Annotated in this window: 19 protein-coding genes; 7 read left to right on the plus strand and 12 right to left on the minus strand. The window is 38.3% G+C overall.

The genetic code is table 11. From position 1 onward, the window contains the following. Window positions 1–438: 438 nt before the first annotated feature. The 10 genes from AC3ITD_RS20090 to AC3ITD_RS20135 all read right to left on the minus strand — a co-directional run bounded on the left by AC3ITD_RS20090 (window position 439) and on the right by AC3ITD_RS20135 (window position 11,723). Window positions 439–3,843, minus strand: a complete 3,405-nt coding sequence (locus AC3ITD_RS20090) for a trifunctional glycoside hydrolase family 18/polysaccharide deacetylase/glycosyltransferase family 2 protein (protein ID WP_489362428.1) — start codon at window positions 3,841–3,843, stop codon at window positions 439–441. A 238-nt stretch (window positions 3,844–4,081) separates the two neighbouring features. After that, complete coding sequence (locus AC3ITD_RS20095; RefSeq protein ID WP_489362430.1) at window positions 4,082–4,951, minus strand: pirin family protein; 870 nt, start codon at window positions 4,949–4,951, stop codon at window positions 4,082–4,084. 67 nt (window positions 4,952–5,018) lie between these two features. Beyond that, on the minus strand, window positions 5,019–5,549 hold the full coding sequence (locus tag AC3ITD_RS20100; RefSeq protein WP_265797382.1) for a YceI family protein: 531 nt from the start codon (window positions 5,547–5,549) through the stop codon (window positions 5,019–5,021). Between the two features lie 195 nt (window positions 5,550–5,744). Beyond that, entirely contained in the window at window positions 5,745–6,335 is a 591-nt protein-coding gene (locus AC3ITD_RS20105; protein WP_265797383.1) for a Crp/Fnr family transcriptional regulator, read from the minus strand. 11 nt (window positions 6,336–6,346) lie between these two features. Continuing rightward, window positions 6,347–6,505, minus strand: coding sequence for a FeoB-associated Cys-rich membrane protein (locus AC3ITD_RS20110; protein WP_082455068.1), 159 nt, complete (start codon window positions 6,503–6,505; stop codon window positions 6,347–6,349). A 53-nt stretch (window positions 6,506–6,558) separates the two neighbouring features. Then, window positions 6,559–7,746, minus strand: a complete 1,188-nt coding sequence (locus AC3ITD_RS20115; protein ID WP_489362433.1) for a hypothetical protein — start codon at window positions 7,744–7,746, stop codon at window positions 6,559–6,561. 122 nt (window positions 7,747–7,868) lie between these two features. Then, a complete protein-coding gene (locus AC3ITD_RS20120; RefSeq protein ID WP_489362435.1) occupies window positions 7,869–8,696 on the minus strand; it encodes a type 1 glutamine amidotransferase in 828 nt (275 codons plus the stop codon). Between the two features lie 7 nt (window positions 8,697–8,703). Next, a complete protein-coding gene (locus AC3ITD_RS20125; RefSeq protein WP_056850795.1) occupies window positions 8,704–9,804 on the minus strand; it encodes a carboxylate-amine ligase in 1,101 nt (366 codons plus the stop codon). Between the two features lie 29 nt (window positions 9,805–9,833). Then, on the minus strand, window positions 9,834–10,937 hold the full coding sequence (locus AC3ITD_RS20130) for a hypothetical protein (protein WP_489362437.1): 1,104 nt from the start codon (window positions 10,935–10,937) through the stop codon (window positions 9,834–9,836). A 78-nt stretch (window positions 10,938–11,015) separates the two neighbouring features. Further along, entirely contained in the window at window positions 11,016–11,723 is a 708-nt protein-coding gene (locus tag AC3ITD_RS20135) for an esterase family protein (RefSeq protein ID WP_265797388.1), read from the minus strand. Between the two features lie 168 nt (window positions 11,724–11,891). On the opposite strand from AC3ITD_RS20135, the gene AC3ITD_RS20140 reads away from it, so the two are divergent. After that, entirely contained in the window at window positions 11,892–12,701 is an 810-nt protein-coding gene (locus tag AC3ITD_RS20140; protein ID WP_489362440.1) for an alpha/beta hydrolase, read from the plus strand. Window positions 12,702–12,705: 4 nt separating this feature from the next. Here AC3ITD_RS20140 and AC3ITD_RS20145 read toward each other — a convergent pair whose 3' ends face one another. Next, window positions 12,706–13,383, minus strand: coding sequence for a TIGR02117 family protein (locus AC3ITD_RS20145; RefSeq protein WP_265797390.1), 678 nt, complete (start codon window positions 13,381–13,383; stop codon window positions 12,706–12,708). 117 nt (window positions 13,384–13,500) lie between these two features. Here AC3ITD_RS20145 and AC3ITD_RS20150 point away from each other — a divergent pair, with 117 nt between their 5' ends. The 6 genes from AC3ITD_RS20150 (at window position 13,501) to AC3ITD_RS20175 (ending at window position 20,684) form a co-directional block, all read left to right on the plus strand. After that, window positions 13,501–13,950 (plus strand): VOC family protein, encoded by a 450-nt coding sequence (locus AC3ITD_RS20150; RefSeq protein ID WP_489362442.1) that lies wholly within the window; start codon window positions 13,501–13,503, stop codon window positions 13,948–13,950. Between the two features lie 255 nt (window positions 13,951–14,205). Then, the gene (typA, locus tag AC3ITD_RS20155; protein WP_056850801.1) at window positions 14,206–16,002 is read left to right on the plus strand and encodes a translational GTPase TypA; all 1,797 of its coding nucleotides are present in this window, start codon (window positions 14,206–14,208) and stop codon (window positions 16,000–16,002) included. Window positions 16,003–16,312: 310 nt separating this feature from the next. Beyond that, the gene (locus AC3ITD_RS20160) at window positions 16,313–17,302 is read left to right on the plus strand and encodes a lysophospholipid acyltransferase family protein (RefSeq protein ID WP_265797392.1); all 990 of its coding nucleotides are present in this window, start codon (window positions 16,313–16,315) and stop codon (window positions 17,300–17,302) included. A gap of 79 nt (window positions 17,303–17,381) precedes the next feature. Then, entirely contained in the window at window positions 17,382–18,299 is a 918-nt protein-coding gene (locus AC3ITD_RS20165; protein WP_489362445.1) for a lysophospholipid acyltransferase family protein, read from the plus strand. Window positions 18,300–18,330: 31 nt separating this feature from the next. After that, on the plus strand, window positions 18,331–19,515 hold the full coding sequence (locus AC3ITD_RS20170; RefSeq protein WP_489362447.1) for a serine hydrolase domain-containing protein: 1,185 nt from the start codon (window positions 18,331–18,333) through the stop codon (window positions 19,513–19,515). A 125-nt stretch (window positions 19,516–19,640) separates the two neighbouring features. Then, window positions 19,641–20,684: a hypothetical protein gene (locus tag AC3ITD_RS20175; protein WP_489362449.1), complete on the plus strand. Its 1,044-nt coding sequence runs from the start codon at window positions 19,641–19,643 to the stop codon at window positions 20,682–20,684. A gap of 63 nt (window positions 20,685–20,747) precedes the next feature. On the opposite strand, the gene AC3ITD_RS20180 is transcribed toward AC3ITD_RS20175, so the two are convergent. Continuing rightward, on the minus strand, window positions 20,748–21,308 hold the full coding sequence (locus tag AC3ITD_RS20180; protein ID WP_489362451.1) for a type 1 glutamine amidotransferase domain-containing protein: 561 nt from the start codon (window positions 21,306–21,308) through the stop codon (window positions 20,748–20,750). Between the last annotated feature and the right edge of the window lie 3 nt (window positions 21,309–21,311).

The raw sequence follows: 21,311 nt of genomic DNA on the forward strand, positions 1-21,311 counted from the left end.
TTCTGGCTAACCTAGTTGCTGAGCGATGGTTTCCTAATTGATCTATCAAATAAAACGAATTGCCGCTTTGATTAATTCAAATGAAGATCATGAAACGTTCCGAGGGAACGAAATTGAAAAATATAATCTTTCGTCTACCCAGGATCCGTCCCTACGGAACTGACAACCATTTCTTCTAGCATTTAGCATGAAAGGTGCTGAAATAAATTCAGCAAAACGAACAGTGTTATTAGGTTGTGAGCTCAGATGTAGCACAGATATGGCACCTATTCTATAATCTTTATCACAAAGAACTAATTTCAGGGTTATAATCATGGGTAATATTTTTTGCGGATACCAAACCACGAAATCCGGCTCGTGTTGAAATTCGTTCCGTAGGAACGTTTTATGAAGACAATAAAATCAATTGGAAATTTATCAAATTGATTGTTCATTGCATCAAGCAACAGCTTCCTTCACATTTCCTGTTCGTTTTAGCGTTCCCCAGGATTCCAGCTCTCCTTTAATGGCTTTTCTTATTGATTTAAAAAGAACCAGGTACATCAGCTGCCGCCAAAAAAATCGTTGAGGAACAAGGTAAATCAGGTTTTTTAGCTTCTCTTTTTCCATTTTAAATGCAATGGCTGCAAAAATTATATCAACAAAAATGAAGATCAAATAATAAAACAATACTTGACCAAAACCATTGTGTAGGCTTAAAATTTCGGAGAAACCTGTTAACGTTAAATTGTTAATGGTGCTTAAAGAAAACAGGCCACTTACCAATGAAATCAGCATAAACAAATCTGCCAGAGGGGAAAACAGGGGCAGAATGATTTGATAGATTAGAATATTAGGCATGCCTATCATTCCGAAATAGCCATATTTTCTATTTAATAGTGTTTTGCGATTTTTCCAAAAACTTTGCATCACCCCAAAGCTCCAACGAAAACGTTGCTTTAAAAGCATATTTACAGTTTCTGGTGCTTCGGTATAAGCTATGGCTAAATCACAGTTTTTCACTTTATGCCCTGCTCTTAAAATCCGCATCGTTAAATCGCAGTCTTCAGCAAGCGTATCGATGGTGAAACCACCAACCTCTAACACTACCGCTTTTCTAAATGCTCCAATAGCACCAGGCACAACTGTTATCGTATTCAATAAATCGAAGGCTCTGCGATCCATGTTTTGCGACGTGATATACTCTATCGATTGCCATCTGGTGATGAGGTTTCGCGTATTTCCAACCTTAACCGTGCCGGCAACAGCAGCAATGTCTTCCCCATAGAAATAACGCATCAGTTCTGTTACTGCATTTGCTTTCAGTTGCGTGTCGGCATCAATACAAATGATAAACTCAGCATTGGCTCTGGCAATTCCATAATTCAGCGCAGAAGCTTTGCCGCCATTTTCTTTTTTAAAAACTTTAACCTGGGCATGTTTGCCGAAGCGGGCATTGATAACCTGGAAGGTGTTGTCTTTCGATCCATCATCCACAAAAATCAATTCGAAATTCGGATAATCAATTTTCAGCAGACTTTGGATGGTTTGTACAGCCGTGATCTCCTCATTGTAAGCCGGAATAATAATACTTACCATTTGGTTAGGATTTTGAACAAGCTCCGCCGCATTTATTTTAGCCAGTTTACGTTGTTTAATTGCCAGGTAGGCAATAAAAATCGTCCTTAAAATGGCCAAAACAATAGCTACTGAAAATATGGCGTTCAAGATGATATTTCCGTAATAAAAGAAGTTTATGAAAAAATAGTCTCCCGATCCGGTAAATCCGCTATTGGCTTCAGAATTTACAGCAGGCATCAGCTCTGTTCTTTTTTTGCCCATTAAATCGCCAACGGTGATGAAAGTATAACCCTGAGATTTGAAAAATCTGATAATTCGTGGCAAGGCTGCAACGGTTGCTTCGCGGTTCCCGCCAGCATCATGTAAAAGCAGGATGTTTCCGTTATCTTTTTGTTTTACCACCTCGTTGAAGATCTGATCTGCTGTTTTGCCAGGCTCCCAATCTTCAGGGTCGATATACTCACCAATGTTTATGTAGTTTTCTTTACGACTTTGCGCCACAGGCAAAATTTCTGATATATTTTGCGGCTCGGCATCTGCATTGAAAGGTGCACGAAATAAAATGGTGCTATGGCCAGTAACGGCCTCAATCAATCTTCTTGTGGCATTAAGCTCAAATTTTACCCTTCGAGGGCCAATGGCTGACATATCAGGATGAAAAAAGGTATGGTTTCCGATTTCATAACCTTCATCATATTCTCTCCTCAACAATTCCATGTTTTTTTCGGCCATGATGCCTACAACAAAGAAACAACCGGGCACTTTTTCTTGCTTTAAAATTTGAAGAACCTGTGGCGTGTAAACCGGATCAGGACCATCATCGAATGTAAGCGCAATTTTTTTGTCGGCTTCTCCAAACCGTTTAATCACATATTTTTCTGGCAAGCGAATGTACTTTTGGTTTGCGATGCTGAAATCAGTTTTATCAAGCGTAAACTGAACGGCACCAGGTTTGGGCGTAGAAACCAAATCCAATATTTCTCCGTCGCCAATGTAAGAGACGCCAGTCATGTTCAAAGTGGATATCTTGCGTAGATCAAATGGCTTTTTCTCTAAAGCACTCAAGCTCAAGTCTTCAGAAATGAAAGACCATAACCTTTTATCTTCTGATCCTAAACGCCACAAGGCAATACCTGCGATTCCCCAATCATCGGCTTTGCGTATGATGTTAAAATACGTAGCCGCATCTGTAAAATATACATCATGTTGAATGCCGCTTCCATCTTTAAAACTGTAATTCAAATTTGCGGAGGAAGGATTGTAGGTTACTGTACTTTTGTAATTAACAGCAGAAGTGATCGCTTCTTCATAGGTTACAGATTTGCCAACGCTATTTTTTGGCCAGTCATAACCATAACAAGCCAACGCTAAGATTACTTTATCCGCATCAACCTTAGTGCAAATATTATCAAGCTTTTCTTCTACCCATTCCTGGTTTGATACATCGCCGGAATTGCTTAAATCTGTATGCTGATCATAAGCCATAATCACAATGTAATCATTGTATTTCTGCAAAATATCGGGTTGATAATCATCATTTTCAGGAGAAATATCTTGAGATACAATGAGTTTTTTTGCATGAAATTGATTGTACAGATTTTTCATAAAGGAATTGAAACTATTGCTGTTTTCAAGATTCAATTCTTCAAAATCAACATTTATTCCTTTGTATCCATATTTTTGAACGATAGAGATTAAGTTAGAAATCAACTTTTGTTGAGCAGGTAGATCATTCAATAATCGTTTTACAGCGTTGCCATCCCAATGGTCTTTATTAAAGTTAGAAAGCACGGCAATTGCTGATTTTTTACTGTCGTGAATAACTTTCAGTGCGGCAGTGTCGGCCTTGTCAACAATAGAATCGCCATTTAGGAAAAAAGATTCTGTAGCAACCATATCCAGATGGCCAATATTTCGCTTAAGGTCTGATATGGATTCGTTTTTTGTACCTGCCCAACTCACATAAAAAGCCATGTTAATGCGTTTGTGGTTGCCACGTTTATGAAGCGCTCTATTCTCCCGGTCCTTTTTTATTTTTTGCAGCTTCGTTTTCGCTATAGAGAAAGCTTTGTATCGTTGCGATTTTTTTAATTTATCTAGCTGCCTAGCCGTAAGCGGCGTATTGGTATTGATAAAAGGCAATTTTGGCGCCTGAACCGACGATAAAGTAAACGCAACGCACACAATTGCGATGATGAAAACTAAAAAAAACGATCGGCTAACCCAGGTAAAAGTATTCCAGCGCCTTTTGTTCTCAGTTTGAAATATTTGTTTTCCGGACATTTTTCTTCTGATTTAATAATCAAATGTCACTAACGAATATGAAGATTGTATGAAAATGATTTGGAGAGCAATGCCTGCAACATTTCTTAATGTTCCTCCTGCTTTTACGCTATATTCCCGATGAAGAAAGGACCGGGGAGATACCGCTTTAATCAGGGCTAAGTACTTAGGTAGGTACAAAAAAAAGCCGGCAATTTTTATAAAAAAGCCGGCTCAAAATATAAATTATAAACCTGTATTATTCTTCTAAATAACCAAATCTGCCTTGGTTGTAGTCTGAAATTGCCTGAGTAATCTCAGCCTCCGTGTTCATCAAGAATGGACCATATTGAACAATTGGCTCATCAATTGGTTCACCGCTTAAAATCAATACAACGGAATTTTCAAGCGCTTCAATTTTAATTTCTTCTCCTTCATTTTTGAAGTAGATGAAATTATCGGCAGAAACGATTTCATTATTATCTACCTGAATTGAACCCTCAATCACCATAAATCCGGTGTTGAAGTTTGCCTGAAAACTAAATTCGGTTTTTCCGCCTTTGTTTAACCTTGCATTGTACAATTCTATAGGTGTGAAAGTACTGGCGTTGCCCTTAATTCCATGATAGCTTCCTGCAATGATTTCAATTTTTCCCCCATCATCGCTTAGATGATAATGGGCCATTTTACTTTGCTGAATAGCCTGATAGTTTGGCTTATTCATTTTGAATTTTGCCGGAAGATTAACCCAAAGTTGGACCATTTGAAAAGGGCCGCCCGCTAAGCTGTAGTTCTCTTCGTGATATTCTTTATGAAGAATTCCACTTGCTGCCGTCATCCATTGCACATCTCCGGGATAAATAACGCCGCTATGGCCCGCACTGTCATGATGAGCAACTGCTCCATGGTAAGCAATAGTAACTGTTTCAAAACCACGATGCGGATGTATGCCAACGCCCCGAGGTTCTTTCCTGGCAGAGAATTCAATTTTAGAGCCATAATCCATTAAGAAAAAAGGACTCATATCAATTTCATAACCGCCCGGGAAAAAATTATGCACTCTAAATCCATCTCCAACCATGTGTGGTGCAGGTGCTTTTAGAATATTGGCTATTTGTTTAGTTTCCATACTTGGAGATTTTGTTTAGCGTTTGGAGGTAAGCGATTTGAACGCTTAACACCAAACGCCTATACACTTAAGCTTGTTTTACAAACTGCAATTCTCCAAGAAGGCGTACTTCTTCACTCACCATAACGCCCCCCGTTTCCAGTGCAGCATTCCAGGTTAAACCGAAATCAGAACGGTTGATTTTTCCGCTCAAGGTAAAACCAGCCTTAGTATTTCCCCATGGGTCAGTTGCAATACCTCCAAATTCAGCAGTTAATTTTACAGGTTTAGTTTCACCTTTAATGGTTAAGTCGCCTTTAACAATATAATCGCCGCCATCTTTCTCTACTGAAGTAGATTGAAATTCGATGTGTGCAAACTTTTCAGCATCAAAGAAATCGCCACTTTTTAAGTGGTTATCACGATCTGTATTTCCTGTATCTAACGAATCAATATCGCCTTTAAAAGAGATTTCGCTGTTTTCAAATTCGTCGCCCTCTGAAGTTAATTCAGCTGAGAAAGATTTTAAGCTACCTGTAACGGTAGTAATCATTAAGTGTTTTACTTTAAATTGTAATTCACTGTGTGTTGGATCTAATGTCCATTTAGTAGTTGCCATATCGTTTTGTTTTTTGAGGTGTTTAATATTTACACTACAAAATTACAGCAAGGGCGTGAAATAGAAATTGATGTATGTTAATTAAATGAGTGAATTAGAGAAACATAGATTTATTCGAAAGGATTAGGGAGTGATTGAATTAAGAATATTTACAATTTTGGCATTCTCTCATTTAAAACTCAACACTCAAAATTTCTATGATGGCCTGAAGTGTTTATTGGCCAGTTCTTTTCTTACACGGCTTAAAGATTCTGGAGTAATTCCCAGGTAGGATGCAATCATCCATTGGGGAACGCGGAGCGTAAGGTTTGGATAAAGTTTTATAAAATCAAGGTAACGTTCTTCAGCGGGTGCACTTAAAAGCATATTAATCCTTTTTTGCATAAACCGGATAGAATTATTGAGCAATCTTGTGTGCATGGGCTGCAAACAAGGAACTTGTATAGCGGCTTGTTCCATAAAGTCGTTTGGCATTATCACTACCTCTGTCGCTTCAATGGCATCTATAAAAAAAACAGATGCTTCATTGTTCATGCTATTGCGATCGGATATCAACCAGTTTTCGGGTGCAAATTGAAGAATGTGCTCTTTGCCTTTTGCATCGATGGAGTAAGCACGAAGCAGACCTTTACAAACAAAAAAGCCGTGTTTCGTGATGTCGCCGGTGTATTGAACGATTTCGCTTTTTTCGAATTTTTTTATTTTTAAACCAGTAGAAATACTGTCGAATTGTTCATCAGTTATTTGAATTTTTTCTTTGAGGTAATTTTTAAACTGATCAATCATAACGGCTGAACTTACTTTTTCGCAGGCTTAATGTCAGAAAAATCTACGCCACACTTGCAATTACCACCACATCCATCTTTTTTAACCTGTAAAGATTTATAAACCAAACGGCCAACATACACCAATGCAACCGCAAAAAGTAGAAAGACTAAAATCGTTTGAGTATTCATAAAACAAATATAAGCTGATTTTGCTATTTCGAACTCAGGTTAATGTAAAAAGGTTATTCTTCCATAAGACCAACTGTTCCGCCAACCCAGTCAAAATCTTTATTGTAACGAACACCAATCATTTTTCCCTTGCTTAACCGGCCTAAATTCGTGCAAAGCTGTGGTTCGCCACCATCAGGCCACAAATACATCATTCTAATTTCGGCCTTTACACCGCCATCCGGCGATTGAACTGCGGGTTCGTAAGTAACTTTTCTTTGTAAGATCCAATTTTCCGGATCAGAGATCTTATTAATATCAGCTTTGGTAACATCTATAATCACCCCCATACCCGCAAAAGAGAAAAGTGGCTTTAGAACATAATTTTCCAGGTCAGTTGGTATTGCAGAAAGCTCATTTAAAAAACGGGTTTCAGGAACAAACTCGCTTTTTAAAAATGGCATGGTATACTTGCTTATTCTGTAAAACCAGTTTGGGTGCGTCACCCACTCTATGTCGAGCTCTTCCCTCGGGTCGAAACTGTTTTTAAAGATTTCAGTATTGCCAGCTACTTCATCGAATATTAACCTGTTATAAATCCGTTTCAATTGGATTTGCTGGCCATTTTCTTCGTAAAATAATTGTTTACCCTTTTTCGTGATATCCTCTAAAGCCAGTATTTTTATGCCGAGCATTTTTTGAGTTACGAAAAAATCAATAGCTGTTTTTTGGTTTGGAGCATCAACATCCATCAAAGCCACTTCATGTGATTGGTGATTCCCTATAATTACTTCTTTTAAAAGGCTGATATATTTTTCTTCATCAAAACCATTTAAGAAATGATTTACGGAATTATCGATGTCAAAACACGTTCTGAAGGTGTTTGCCAAATGAATCTGAAAGCCATAAAGTGATGGGAAGCCTTGCATTTCGATTAGCATAGGGGTTAATTCTCCAGCTTCATTTTTACAGATTCCGAAATCAAAAGTTAAAAAATGAGGCTGGGCATTCTCATTCGGAACATTCCAATCTGCAGGAATCGATTTTTGCGTTAACGCCTTAAAGTTCGGCTGTTTTATGAGATCAATGATTTCTTTACCTGCCGCAATCAGCTTTTCTTTTAATGCTTTGGGTACAAAAATTGGCGTTTCAGCAACACGGAAAGGAATTTGGAAATAGTTGTTTTCCAGATCGTTAATGAAGTTTTTGTATTTTTCTTCGGTAAACTGTTCGTTATATTTTCGGCGTTGAGCTGGTATCATAATGTTATTCTTTTAATAATATCATCATTGCGAGGCACTAAGCAATCTATTTAGAAGAGAGGTTGCCTCGTACCTCGAAATGACCACGGATTACCTGTCTTAGCCCCGTTAGGGGTTCGGAGCTACGCCCCCTGAAGATTCCCAATCGCTTTTTTTAGGAAATTAGGAAGGATAATGCTTTGGGTTAATACAATTCTGGCAGGATCATCAAGGCTGTTAAGCATGTCCAAATATTTCGGCTCACCATGTAAATCGATAATGGCTTTCTTCTTTTCATCTTGTAGCAAGTACATTTTCATTCCAACAGGGTCTGCCTCAGGGTGAAATTGAGTACCGATAATTTCATTAGAAAAGCGGATTGACATCATGCATCTTTCCAAATCTACGTGTTTACGTTCTTTCTCTATGGCCAGCAGTTTAGCACCTTTAGCCTCAAAAGCAGCGAAATCTGGCTCTATTACCTGCCAATCTCTACTGTCGACTGAGAAAAAAGGATTCGTGATGCCACTGAAAATTTCATCTTGTTCGCCATCTTCAGTTAAAGTAATGGGGAAAATTCCGAAAGCATTCGATCGCCTTTCCGTTACATTTCCCAAGCCGAACTTTCTACAAGCCAGTTGGAAAGAATGACAAATTAAAAAAGCATATTTTTTTTGTTCATCGTTCGATGCGTTAAAAGCTTCAATATGATCTAATAGGTTAAAAAAATCGTTTTCCCATTTTTCACCCTTACTTTCAATTGGGCTACCCGGACCACCGCTCGAGACGTAGGCATCGTATTCAATACCTGGTATTTCACCTTTCTGTCTTAAATCGAAAATATCAAAAGAAAGGTTAATGTTGTTGTCGTTTCTGAGTCGGGATAAAATTTCCTGAATACCCCGCATACCTTGATTAGGTGCGCCGTTATTCATGTCAATAACGGCGACCTTTAACTCTCTTTTATCCATTTTAAAATTACTTTGCGCCTATAAGTGTTTGAGTAGTAATATAGTCTACCACCGATTCAAAGTTACCGGTTTGTTGGTAAACTGCCAACTGTCTGTCTGCACCTGTGCCATGCTCAAGTATTTTATGAACGTATTCCAAATCGTTTCTGCAACCTAAATCGTCCACCACATCATCAACAAAATCAAGTAACTCAAGCACGAGGTTGCGGCAGTTTACCTCCATTTCTTTGCCAAAGTCGATTAAATTTCCGTCGATTCCATAACGGGCAGCACGCCATTTGTTTTCGTTAATTAAGGCTCTGGAATAGCTGATAAATTCCATGTTTTGCAAACGAAGTTTATACAGTTTGGCACATAAAGCCTGAAATAATGCCGTAAAAGCCATTGTTTCATCAATCAACATCGGACAATCGCAAATGCGAAATTCAACTGTATCAAAGAAAGGATGTACGCGGATGTCCCACCAAATTTTCTTGGCGTTATCCATGCAATTGGTTTTAATCAGGAGCTTTACGTAGTTATCATAATCTTCAATGCTATTGAAAATATCAGGAATACCTGTTCGTGGAAACTTATCAAAGATCTTCGTTCTAAAAGATTTGTAGCCTGTATTCCTAGATTCCCAAAAAGGAGAATTTGTTGACAGAGCAAATACGTGAGGCAGGAAATACCTGACCTGATTTGCAATATGAATAGCGAGCTCGCGAGATTGAAAACCGACGTGAACGTGTAAGCCAAAAATTAGATTGGAGCGAGCTGCTTCCTGCAGCTCATTTACAATTTCATTATAACGAGGATGTTCTGTGATTAATTGTTTTTCCCAGTGGGAAAATGGGTGAGTACCAGCTGCGCCGATTCTTAAACCCTGCTCGCCGGCAAGCTGAGAAACCGTGTATCTCAATTGAGAAATTTCTTTACGGGCTTCTTCCGTTGTTTTGCAAATGCCTGTTCCAACCTCGACCACAGCCTGGTGCATTTCTGCCTTAACCTGGTCTTTATGTATTTTTTGGGCGGCTTCTACGATTTTTTGGTCATGCGAGGTAAGTTCCCTGGTAACGGGATCAACTACCATGTATTCTTCCTCTATGCCCAGCGTAAATTCGTTCATCCTAGTAATATTTGGTTATATAATCCCGGTTATTTTATTGGTTTTTTCTTAGCCACAGGTTTTGCTTCAGTTTTAGGCTCAGCTTTTGGTTTGGCAGGCGCTTTTTCAGCTTTTACTTTCTCTATTTTTGCTGCCGGTGCCTCTGCTTTTGGCACCACAGGTTTAGCAGCTGCTTTTGCCATTAATGGTTTTCCAGCAACAGAAGTTTTAATGTATTCGCCCCAGGTTAAATTATCCTGACCAGGTTTTTGCGCTTTTGCTCTTTCGATTGCATAATTAGCAGTGGTTTCTACTACCCAATCAAAGTTTTCCTGTCCAACACTTTTGATGTCAGCATCAGGTGCTGGATTGCAAAAATCGATAGCGATAGGCACACCATCACGTACCGCAAATTCTACTGTATTAAAATCGTAACCTAAATATTGGCACAATTTCAATGTGTATTCTTCTACGGTTTTTAACAATTTTGGATCTGGTTTTTTTCCATCAACAGCATATCGCAAATGATGTGGGTTGCGAGGTTCGTACTGCATGATGCGAACATGTTTTCCGCCGATGCAATAACATCTGAAATACTCATCGAAAATGATTTCTTCTTGCAAAAGCATCACCAATTGCTCAGTTCCACTGTGTTTATCAAAGAAATCTTCTTTATCATGTAATTTATAAACATCTCTCCATCCGCCTCCATCATATGGTTTCATATATGCCGGGAAACCTACGTAATCGAAAATCGCATCCCAGTTTAAAGGCATCGTTAGGTTTGAGAAAGATTCGCCAGTTGTCCCGGTAGGGTGTTGACGTGATGGAATCAAAGCTGTTTTAGGAACCGGAACTCCGATTTGTTCAGCCAATGCGTTATTGAAGAATTTCTCGTCGGCACTCCACCAGAATGGATTATTAATTACTGCGGTACCGGTAATGGCTGCGTTTTTTAACGAAGCCCTGTAAAAAGGAACATCCTGGGAAATGCGGTCGATAATTACGGCATAATCCAGCGGAGTATTTTGCAGTATTTTTTCTATTTTAACAGGTTCGGCACTAATGCCTTTTTCTGCTTTTTGGTTAATTCTCTCTACAACGGCCTCAGGAAAAGAGCGTTCCTGGCCAAATAAAATCCCTATTTTTTTCATTGGTACTTTTTATGTTTAGGTGTATAATCAGTATAACTGATTAATTGTTTTTATCGCTAAATTGTTTGACTGCCGCAGTTATAATTGCGCAATATAATTGGGAAACATTTCTCTCCAAATTGGCCAGTCATGGTCGGCATTCTGGCGGATATCAAGCCAATGATTGATGCCTTTCTGTGCAAGTATGCCCGATAACCTTTCGTTGTCTGGCCGGCACATATCTCTATCCGTAGTACCTAAAACAATTTTCATGTAATGAAGTTCAGGATTGCTGTTGTTCATCAAATTATCAACCGGATTGTTGAAATAAACATCATCATTATAAAATCCGTCTAATTGGCCACTGATATCAAATGCGCCACTCATGCTAAACATGTGGCTCACCAGCCAGGGATGTCTGAAAGCAAAATTGGCCGCATGGTATCCACCAAAACTACAGCCAGCAGTAATGATCTTGCTGTGCCCGGTTTCATGTCTGGCTAAAGGTGCAACTTCCTCCAGTAGATACTTGTCGTACCAAATGTGATTTTTTACTCTGTCTGCAGGATGGATGCTTTTGTTGTACCAGCTTAATTTATCAATGCCATCAGGACAATAAATCTTAATTTTTCCTTCATTGATAAAACCCTCAACAGAATCTATCAATTTGAAGTCTTTGTTTTCGAAATAACGCCCCATACTTGTTGGGAACAGTAGAATAGGGATACCACTGTGACCAAAGATGAGCATGTCGATTTCAGCACTTAAATTTGGGCTGTACCACTTTTTATGTTCTTCTTTAATCATATATAAAATTGAATGTTTTAAGATAGAAATTTAATTCAACAAAAAGAATGTAATCGTTTTAAAATAAAGGATTTTGTAAAAATTGGCCGCCTTTAATTGATAGTTTATCAAGATTTGTACATTTGTACTTTTATCAAACTGTGTCAATCGATTGGGGGTTAGAATATTATGTACACAACAATTTTATCAGTAAAAGTTAATACCAGTAGTTTTAAGATACCATCTGCTTTTTTGAAGCGGGAGGTTGAAATAGATATATATGCACCTGAAGGCATTTTGGGCAATGAGAAAATAGAACTCCTTTTGCTAAACGATGGGCAAGATGTAGCCAAGATGGAATTCAGTAGAATTTTGCAAGAAGCACATCACAATAAAAGAAATCATAGGTTAATTGTTGTTGCCATTAAGGCATCTACCGAACGATTAATGGAGTATGGAGTTGCAGGCGTTCCTGATTTTAAAGGCCGCGGTGCCAAAGCGAATTTGTATACCGACTTTGTGATTAAGGAGCTTTTGCCTTTTGTGAAAAAGAAAATTGCCATGCCTATTACCGGAAGAGTTGGTTTTGCCGGTTTTTCTTTAGGTGGTTTGTCAGCTTTTGATATTGCGTGGAATAACCCATCAGTTTTTGATGTAATAGGTGTTTTTTCGGGAGCTTTTTGGTGGAGAAAGAAAGATTTGACCGAAGGCTATACAGATGCAGATCGAATAATGCACTCACTTATTGATTCTACATCTACAAAACCTGATATGAAATTCTGGTTAATGACTGGAACTGAAGATGAAAAAGCAGATCGGAACAAAAACTTAATCATCGATTCTATTGATGATACCATTGATGTAGTAAAATCTCTTTTAAGGAAAGGTTATAAGCGGCCTGAAAATATATTTTACTATGAAAAAGTTGGCGGCAAACATGATGTTGCTACCTGGGAAAGCGTGATGCGTGCCTTTTTAGACTGGGCTTTTGAAGTTTAATAAGCTACTGATATTTATTGAGAATTGGGGTGTCGAAAATTGTCCATAGGCAGGCCTTTTGGTCGCAGCTTTTTAATGCGCTATTCGCCCAGGTGTTGCAGGTTTTAAAAATGCTATAACTGCCTTTCGCTTTATAAAAAGCGTCGGTCTCATCATAGTGGATTTCCGGACCAATGTTTATGAAGTTCCCCTTGTCATCGGTAAGGAAGCTAGCAGTAATGTAGTTGATTAACTGCTGATACTGTTTGTTGCTGATGATAATCTTTTTACAATGCTGATCCTCAACAGGAGTATGATAGTAGCTGGTATGCATTGCTGAAGTACTTAAGCCTGTAATTGCACGCAAGCCGGTGCTCAGTTTAAGATCTGAAAATTCAGGGGTTTCCAGATAAAACTTTTCATCGCCCCAGCCAAAAGAGAGGTAATTGTAGGTGCTGTCTGCATGCACAGTGTGATTGTATTTAATTTCTTTCGTCCAATCTCTTAGCAAATGCGTTGCTGGTACGGCAATATCAGTATGAATTCCATTGCTTATGATATAGATGGCAATGCCATTGCTCGGTACCGACTTCCCGTTTACCGTAATCCGCGAGAGTATAAAAGCAGCAAGGAAATAAAAGGCTATAAGCGATAGAAATACCACTGTTAGCCTTGCTGCGTAGGTTAAAAATCTTTTGTTCATTACTGTTAATGCCAGAAATCATTCTTCGGTAACCCATAATTCTTATATCGATATTTCTTATAGGCACATCAACAAAGGTGATTTTCAATAGCTTTTATAAAGCCATACCTTCAACACATGATTAAAGGACTATTTGAGACGCATATTTATGTAGAAAACTTAGAAATATCTATCGATTTCTACAGTAATGTTTTAGGACTCACTCAATGCCATTACGAGCCAGAGCGCAAAATTGCTTTTTTCTGGGTAGGTAAACCCAAAGAAGCGATGTTGGGCATTTGGGAAAAACCAAAAGAAGAAATTGACATCCGTCATTTTGCATTCACATGTGATGTTGAAGATGTACTGGAAAAATCGGTACATTTTTTAAAAACGAGAGGATTGCAGCCTTATAATTTCCTTAAGTCTAACGATAGCCAACCGATGGTTTTTGCATGGATGCCCGCTATCGCGGTTTATTTCAATGATCCTGATGGCCATGCTTTGGAATTTATTGCGATTTTAAAAGGTGATGCTAAACCGGAATTAGGGGTGATTTCTTATACAGAATGGTTGAGCGCTCAGTAAGGCTGATTGTACTTTCCTTTAAAAACATCAATAGTTTGAATAGGGTTGCGATTTAAACCCAATGGCAACGGCGCTCCGAATTTTGATGAGGACTATAGTGTACAGCGGGCTGATGCAAACCTAAGTGCTACATCATTGGCTTTTCTATTTAAAGATGAGATAATTACAACATTATCATAGCATTAAATAGTGGCTCGTATAGTAGATTTCCCATTTTTAAACACTATCTTTGCGCCAAATTTATAGGCGCATTTTATGCAAAAGATTAGAAATATAGCTATTATAGCTCACGTTGACCACGGTAAAACCACTTTGGTTGATAAAATTTTACACTCTTGTTCTGTTTTTCGTGATAACGAACAAAAAGGAGAATTGATATTAGATAACAACGATTTAGAGCGTGAACGTGGGATCACTATCGTATCTAAAAACGTATCAGTACAATATAAAGACGTAAAAATTAACATTATCGATACACCTGGTCACGCGGATTTCGGCGGTGAGGTAGAGCGTGTATTAAAAATGGCTGATGGTGTACTTTTACTTTGCGATGCTTTTGAAGGTGCAATGCCTCAAACGCGTTTCGTCACGCAAAAGGCTTTGGCGTTAGGTTTAAAACCAATCGTGGTGGTAAACAAAGTGGATAAAGAAAACTGTCGCCCGGAAGAGGTTTATGAGCAAATTTTCGAATTGTTCTTTAACCTTGAGGCAACTGAAGATCAATTAGATTTTCCGGTAATTTATGGTTCATCTAAACAAGGATGGATGAGTACTGACTGGCAGAAACCAACTACAGATATTTTCGCATTGTTAGATGCAGTTGTGGCTAACATTCCACCTGCACCGATTAACGATGGAACTTTACAAATGCAAATTACTTCGTTAGATTATTCGTCTTTCGTAGGTCGTATTGCAATCGGTCGTGTTCACCGTGGGACTATTAAAGAAAACCAACCAGTTACTTTAATTAAACGTGATGGCAAAATTGTTAAAACAAGAGTTAAAGAACTTTATACTTTCGAAGGTTTAGGAAAAATCCGTACTCAGGAAGTTAGTTCTGGTGATATTTGTGCAGTTGTAGGTATTGATGGTTTTGATATTGGTGACACAATCGCTGATTTCGAGGCGCCAGAGCAATTACCAGTAATTAGCATTGATGAGCCAACAATGAACATGTTGTTCACCATCAATAACTCTCCTTTCTTCGGTAAAGAAGGTAAATTAGTTACTTCTCAACGTATCAAAGATCGTTTGATGAAAGAAATGGAGAAAAACTTGGCATTAAAAGTTGTTGAAACTGAAGGTGCTGATTCATGGTTAGTTTATGGTCGTGGTATTCTTCACTTATCTGTATTAATCGAAACGATGCGTCGTGAAGGTTATGAATTACAGGTTGGTCAGCCACAGGTTATCGTTAAAGAAATCGATGGTAAAAAACATGAGCCGGTTGAGACATTAATTGTTGATGTTCCTGGTGATGTTGCTGGTAAAGTAATCGAATTGGTAACTCAGCGTAAAGGTGAGTTGTTAATTATGGAGCCAAAAGGCGATTTACAACACTTAGAATTCGAAATCCCGTCTCGTGGTATTATCGGTTTACGTAACAACGTACTAACGGCTACTGCCGGTGAGGCGATTATGGCACACCGTTTCAAAGCTTACGAGCCTTGGAAAGGTGCAATTCCAGGTCGTTTGAATGGAGTATTAATCTCTATGGATAAGGGTACAACTACCGCTTATTCTATTGATAAATTACAGGATAGAGGTCGTTTCTTTGTAGATCCAGGAACTGATATTTACGAAGGACAGATTTTGGGTGAGCACATTCGCGATAACGATTTGGTGATCAACATCGTTAAAGGAAAAGCATTAACCAATATGCGTGCTTCTGGTACAGATGATAATGCTCGTATTGCACCGGCGATTAAATTCTCTTTAGAAGAATCTATGGAGTATATCCAGGCTGATGAGTACATCGAAGTTACGCCGCAAAGCATGCGTTTGCGTAAAATCCTCTTAACAGAGCAACAACGTAAAAATAACGGTAGATAGTTCGCTAACGCTATTATAAAATCAAAAGCCTCGATGTAAATCGGGGCTTTTTAATTTTGAGGGGTTTTTGTTGTTCAACATGGAGGTAAGGATTCAAACCATTGCTCTTGGTTTCCCTTTCCTCGAGGAGCGGGATGACTACGATTTTGCGAAAGCACAAACTTAAAGTGGGTGAGTTTTTTGATTTAAGAAAACCTAAGCTGATACTCATAAGATTTCTTATCAGGAAATCCTCATAAATTAATCAATCGATTGATTTTCTGTCAGCTATTTTTCATAAAACTTTTAAGAATAAAAAACTAACATTTCCATGGCAGATGGATTTCATTGTCCTTTTAATTTTGCTGGCATTACCAAACTAATCAATCCCTTTATGATTAATAAGAGCCTATCCTTTCTGGGGATATTTTTATTAAACGCACTTTCTCTTTTACCACTATTTCTACTGTATAGATTAGCTGATGCTTTTTATGTATTGATTTTTTACGTTGTTAAGTATCGTAGAAAAGTGGTGAATGAGAATTTATACAATGCTTTCCCAGAAAAAAGCGCATTGGAACTTAAAGCCATAGAAAAGAAATATTACAAGTTTTTATCCTCGCTATTTATTGAGATCATCAAAATGAAAAGCATCTCAAAGAAGGAGCTTAGTAAACGGGTAAAATTTAAAAATGCTGATTTAGTCGAGGCTTACCTTCAGAATAATGAAAGCGTACTGTTTTGCTCGTCGCACTATGGCAATTATGAATGGGTGTGTATGGCAATCGGTTTAAATTTTTCGGGTCAACACTATCCCATTTACAAGCCGCTAAGCAGCGGAAGTTTCGACCGTTGGTTTTTAACCATGCGAAGTAGATTTGGTAATAAAATGGTAGCCATGCGTCAAACTTTGAGAGCCATTCAGGCTAGTAAAAATTCAGCCAGTATGTTCACTTTTGGAAGTGATCAAGCGCCCGCAAAAGACGAATCAATCTATTGGACCCACTTTTTACATCAAGAAACTTCTGTTCAGTTGGGCATAGAAAAAATTGCCAAGAAAACAAATAGACCAGTATTTTATTTAAAAATCAACTATTTGAAAAGAGGCTACTACGAAGTGGATTGTGTTCCTATCTGCTTACATCCCAATAAAACTAAAGAATTTGAAATCACAGAAATGCATACTCGTGTACTGGAAGAAATGATCGAGGAAGAGCCGGCTTATTGGTTGTGGAGCCACCGTAGATGGAAATATAAACCACAGCCTAAGCCAGTTAGTTTATTAGAGAATGAGGGAGGCATTTCTGCTAGTTTGGCTTAGGCTTTCAATGAGAATGACAAACACATAAATCTTTTTGAGTTTTTATCGTGTTTTCAGTTTTTGAATTAATTAATCTGATATGATTAAAAAGGGCATTTCCCATTTGGGAATATTTTTTTTAGGCGTATTATCGTTGCTGCCATTACCCATATTGTATACACTAGCTGATATGAGCTATGTGCTAATTTACCGAGTTTTCGGTTACCGTAAAAATGTAGTTAGAACTAACTTAATCCGTGCCTTTCCGGAAAAAAATTCGAGCGAAATCGAGCATATTGAGAAACGTTTTTTCAAATACCTGTCTACACTTATTTTCGAAATTGTTAAGATGGGTAGTATTTCGAAAAAAGAGATCGAAAAACGATTCATTTTCAGAAATAAGAAAGTCGTACAAGCCTATCTCGATCGAGGCGAAAGCATTTTGGTATGTTCAGCACATTATGGTAATTGGGAGTGGGGCACTTTAGGAATAGGTTTAAATTTCTATGCAGATCATTATCCTATTTACAAGCCTTTAAGCAACAAAACCTTCGATAAGTGGTTTAAAAAAGTGCGTAGTCAATTTGGAAATAAGTTAGTACCAATGCGCCAAACCATGCGGGCGCTTGCAGCCAGCAAAGGTACCGCCAGTATCTTCAGTTTTGGAAATGACCAAGCGCCATCAAAAGATGAATCGCATTATTGGACAAGCTTTTTGCACCAGCAAGCCTCTATTCAGCTTGGTATCGAAAAAATTGCGCGGAAGACCAATCAACCCATTTTTTATTTCAAGGTTAAGGTTTTAAAACGGGGCTATTATGAGGTAGATTGTGTGCCGCTTTGCTTAAATCCAGCAACGACAAAAGAATTCGAAATTACAGAATTACACACCCGTTTTCTGGAAGAAATTATCCGGGAGGAGCCTGCTCATTGGCTATGGAGTCACCGCCGGTGGAAATATAAACCAAAAAAGAAAGCGGCTAGTTTTTCACATAAAGAATATCGGCAACAAGCATAATCTTTTATATTTGTCTCTGGAATCTATATTGATGAAAATCTTCAAAAGGGCATTATTTTACTTCTTTCTTACTGTACTTCTTATTTTCGCAGGTTTATTTATCTGGCATCCATATTTAATGCGGGTTTTGTGGTATCGTACGCCCGATGCCAATACTTACAAGGCTTTTCCACAAGAAATCGTACATAAAAGCGATTCGGTGTTTCGTTTCTTTTCGGCTTCGAAAATGAGAAATGATCTTGATACTTTGAAAGTTCGTGATGGCAATAAACAGTTTTTTTCTTTTGCTGATTATTTCCAGAATGGGAAATTAAAAGCATTTATCGTCATTCGGAATGATAGCATTCTCTATCAGAAATATGCTGCGGGTTATAGTGAAAGCACTTTAACTTCTATATTTTCTGGCGCTAAAAGTATGGTTTCTGTTTTGCTTGGTGTGGCTTTGGCCAATGGCGATATCAAAAGTTTAAACGATAAGGTTACCGATTATCTTCCGGAGTTAAAATCCAATCAGGCATTTGATCATATCACCGTTAAAAACCTATTGGATATGAAATCGGGATTGGAGTTTCAGGATGCATTTGGTGGTGTTCTGAAAGCATTTTTTTCTGACGAAGCCAAATATTATTATACCCACGATATGAAAGCTGAACTGATGAAAGTGAAGCTGGTAAATAAACCTGGTACCGTTTGGAAATACAAAAGTATTGACCCCATGTTATTGGGCTGGATTTTGGAAAGGGCAACGGGTAAATCTGTAGCTCAGTTTTTTGAAGAAAATATCTGGCGAAAAATTGGAGCTGAATACAATGCCTCTTTCGGATTAGATCACATTAACGGTTTAGCCAACACTGCAAGCAGATTTCAGGTTACCGCTATCGATTTAGCTAAAATTGGTCGACTGTATCTTCATTATGGAAAATATAACAACAGTCAGATTCTTCCAGAAGAATGGGTAAAAAAATCTATAAATATAGGCGCTGAGCAACCGGCATCGGCAAAAGGCTGGCAGAAATCTGCTCATCATTATTTGTGGTGGGTTCCGCAAACGGGCGAAAATGGAGATTATGCGGCTGAAGGGATGTTGGGGCAGCGACTTTATATCGATCCTAAAACGAACACCATTATTGTTCAGTTTGCTGCGGGTGGTGCTGGCGATTATCCATATCGGAAAATAAGCAGGTATTTAGCTGGATTGACTTTCAGTTACCCTTAGAATTATTTAACCGCAAAGGGTACAATGTTTTTCGCAAAGAAACACGAGGTTTGCATCTAGCTCTGCGTTATCTGCGCTTGCTTTAAATTCTTTGCGTTTAATTTTAAAATCCTACATTGCTTTTAATGGAAAATGAAGACGTAAAAATCCTGAAAAAGAAACCGATTTTTCCGGTTACGCATGCATTGCAAAAGTACCTTCGTACTTATCAGCGTGAAGCTAAATTGCCTATTGGCTACAATGATTTGATGCAGTTTAATGAGGCTTTTCCGTTAATGGATAAATTTGGTAAAGACTCCCTTTGGGAGGGACCGATTTATGCTCAAGATCTTATCGAAACCTTGCATAACGGTTTAAAAGAGATATATGCCAACCTCAAAGCTTCTGGAAATCTTCGTATCGTTGAACATAAATACATTGATAAGATTGAGTACTGCACTTTTGGCAACACACATCCTTTCCGGATCAGGATCGTTAATCGCTTAAATGACGTTTACGATTATTTTTATATTAAAAAAGCAGATGCTTCGCGAATTTATGGTCTTGAAATGGAGGAAATTCTTTCTCCAAACCAGGTGAATTATTTAGTTGATGGCGATACTCTGGTAGAGGAGCACATTGCAGGCATCCCCGGTGATGTTTTTACCAAAGGACAATTATATACCCCGGAATTCAATCCGACGCGAATTGCAAAAGAATTTGTAAAATTTAATGAGCGTTGTTTAATTATGCTGCTGGGCGATATGCGGGCGTACAATTTTGTAGTTCAAATTACTCCTGACTTTGATGATATTCAATTTCGCATTCGGGCAATCGACTTTGACCAGCAATTTTACGAAGGAAATTTGAAGGTTTACCTGCCGCAGTTTTTTAAGGAAAATTTGCCTTATGTTAAAATGAGTATGGAGCAGCTGACCGAAAAAACCGTACTTCAATATCAGCAGGAAGAACGTTCTTCTATTGTACACCGTGTACGCAGTGAGCGCCATCGCTTGACTGATCTGCGTGATGTTTCGAACAAGGAAGAGTTAACTACGCCAGAAAATATTGCCATTTTGAAACAAAGCATGAGCGAATATTTTAAGGACACGAATTATTTGATGTGCAAAAACATGACGGATATTATTGAATTGAATATCAAAAATATCATCCGGCAGGTTAAGTTATAAATAAAACGGTTGACAAATTGCCAACCGTTTTTTGAGTGAATCTAGAAAGAGCGTCCAAAACATTTAGGCGTGTTGCCCTTCGTGTACGCCATCGGCAAATTCCTCTACAATTTTATCGTTGAATGCAGGCAAATCTTTCGGGGTTCTACTGGTCACCAAACCTTGGTCTACAACCACTTCTTCGTCGCTCCAAAGTGCTCCAGCGTTTATTAAATCCTGCGAAATATTTTTAACTGATGTTAATTTTCTGCCTTCCACAACATCAGCATTAATTAATGTTTGTGGACCATGGCAGATGGCTGCAACAGGTTTTCCAGCTGAAAAAAATGATTTAACGAAGGCAATTGCATCTTCATTTACACGCAATTCATCTGGGTTAATTACACCACCTGGTAAAAGCAGGCCATTGTAATCATCAGCATTTGCCTCCGAGATCGTCTTATCTACATCGACTTCTATCGACCAGTGATCCTGATCCCATGCTTTAATTTTTCCACTTTTAGAGGAGATGATGTGAACGGTTGCCCCCTCTTCTTTTAACCTTTTTACTGGCTCGGTTAATTCAACTTCTTCAAATCCGCTTTCTGAAAGTACAGCTATTGTGCGGTTACTTAATTGTCCCATAAT

The organism is Pedobacter sp. KH_004 (genome assembly GCF_057840755.1).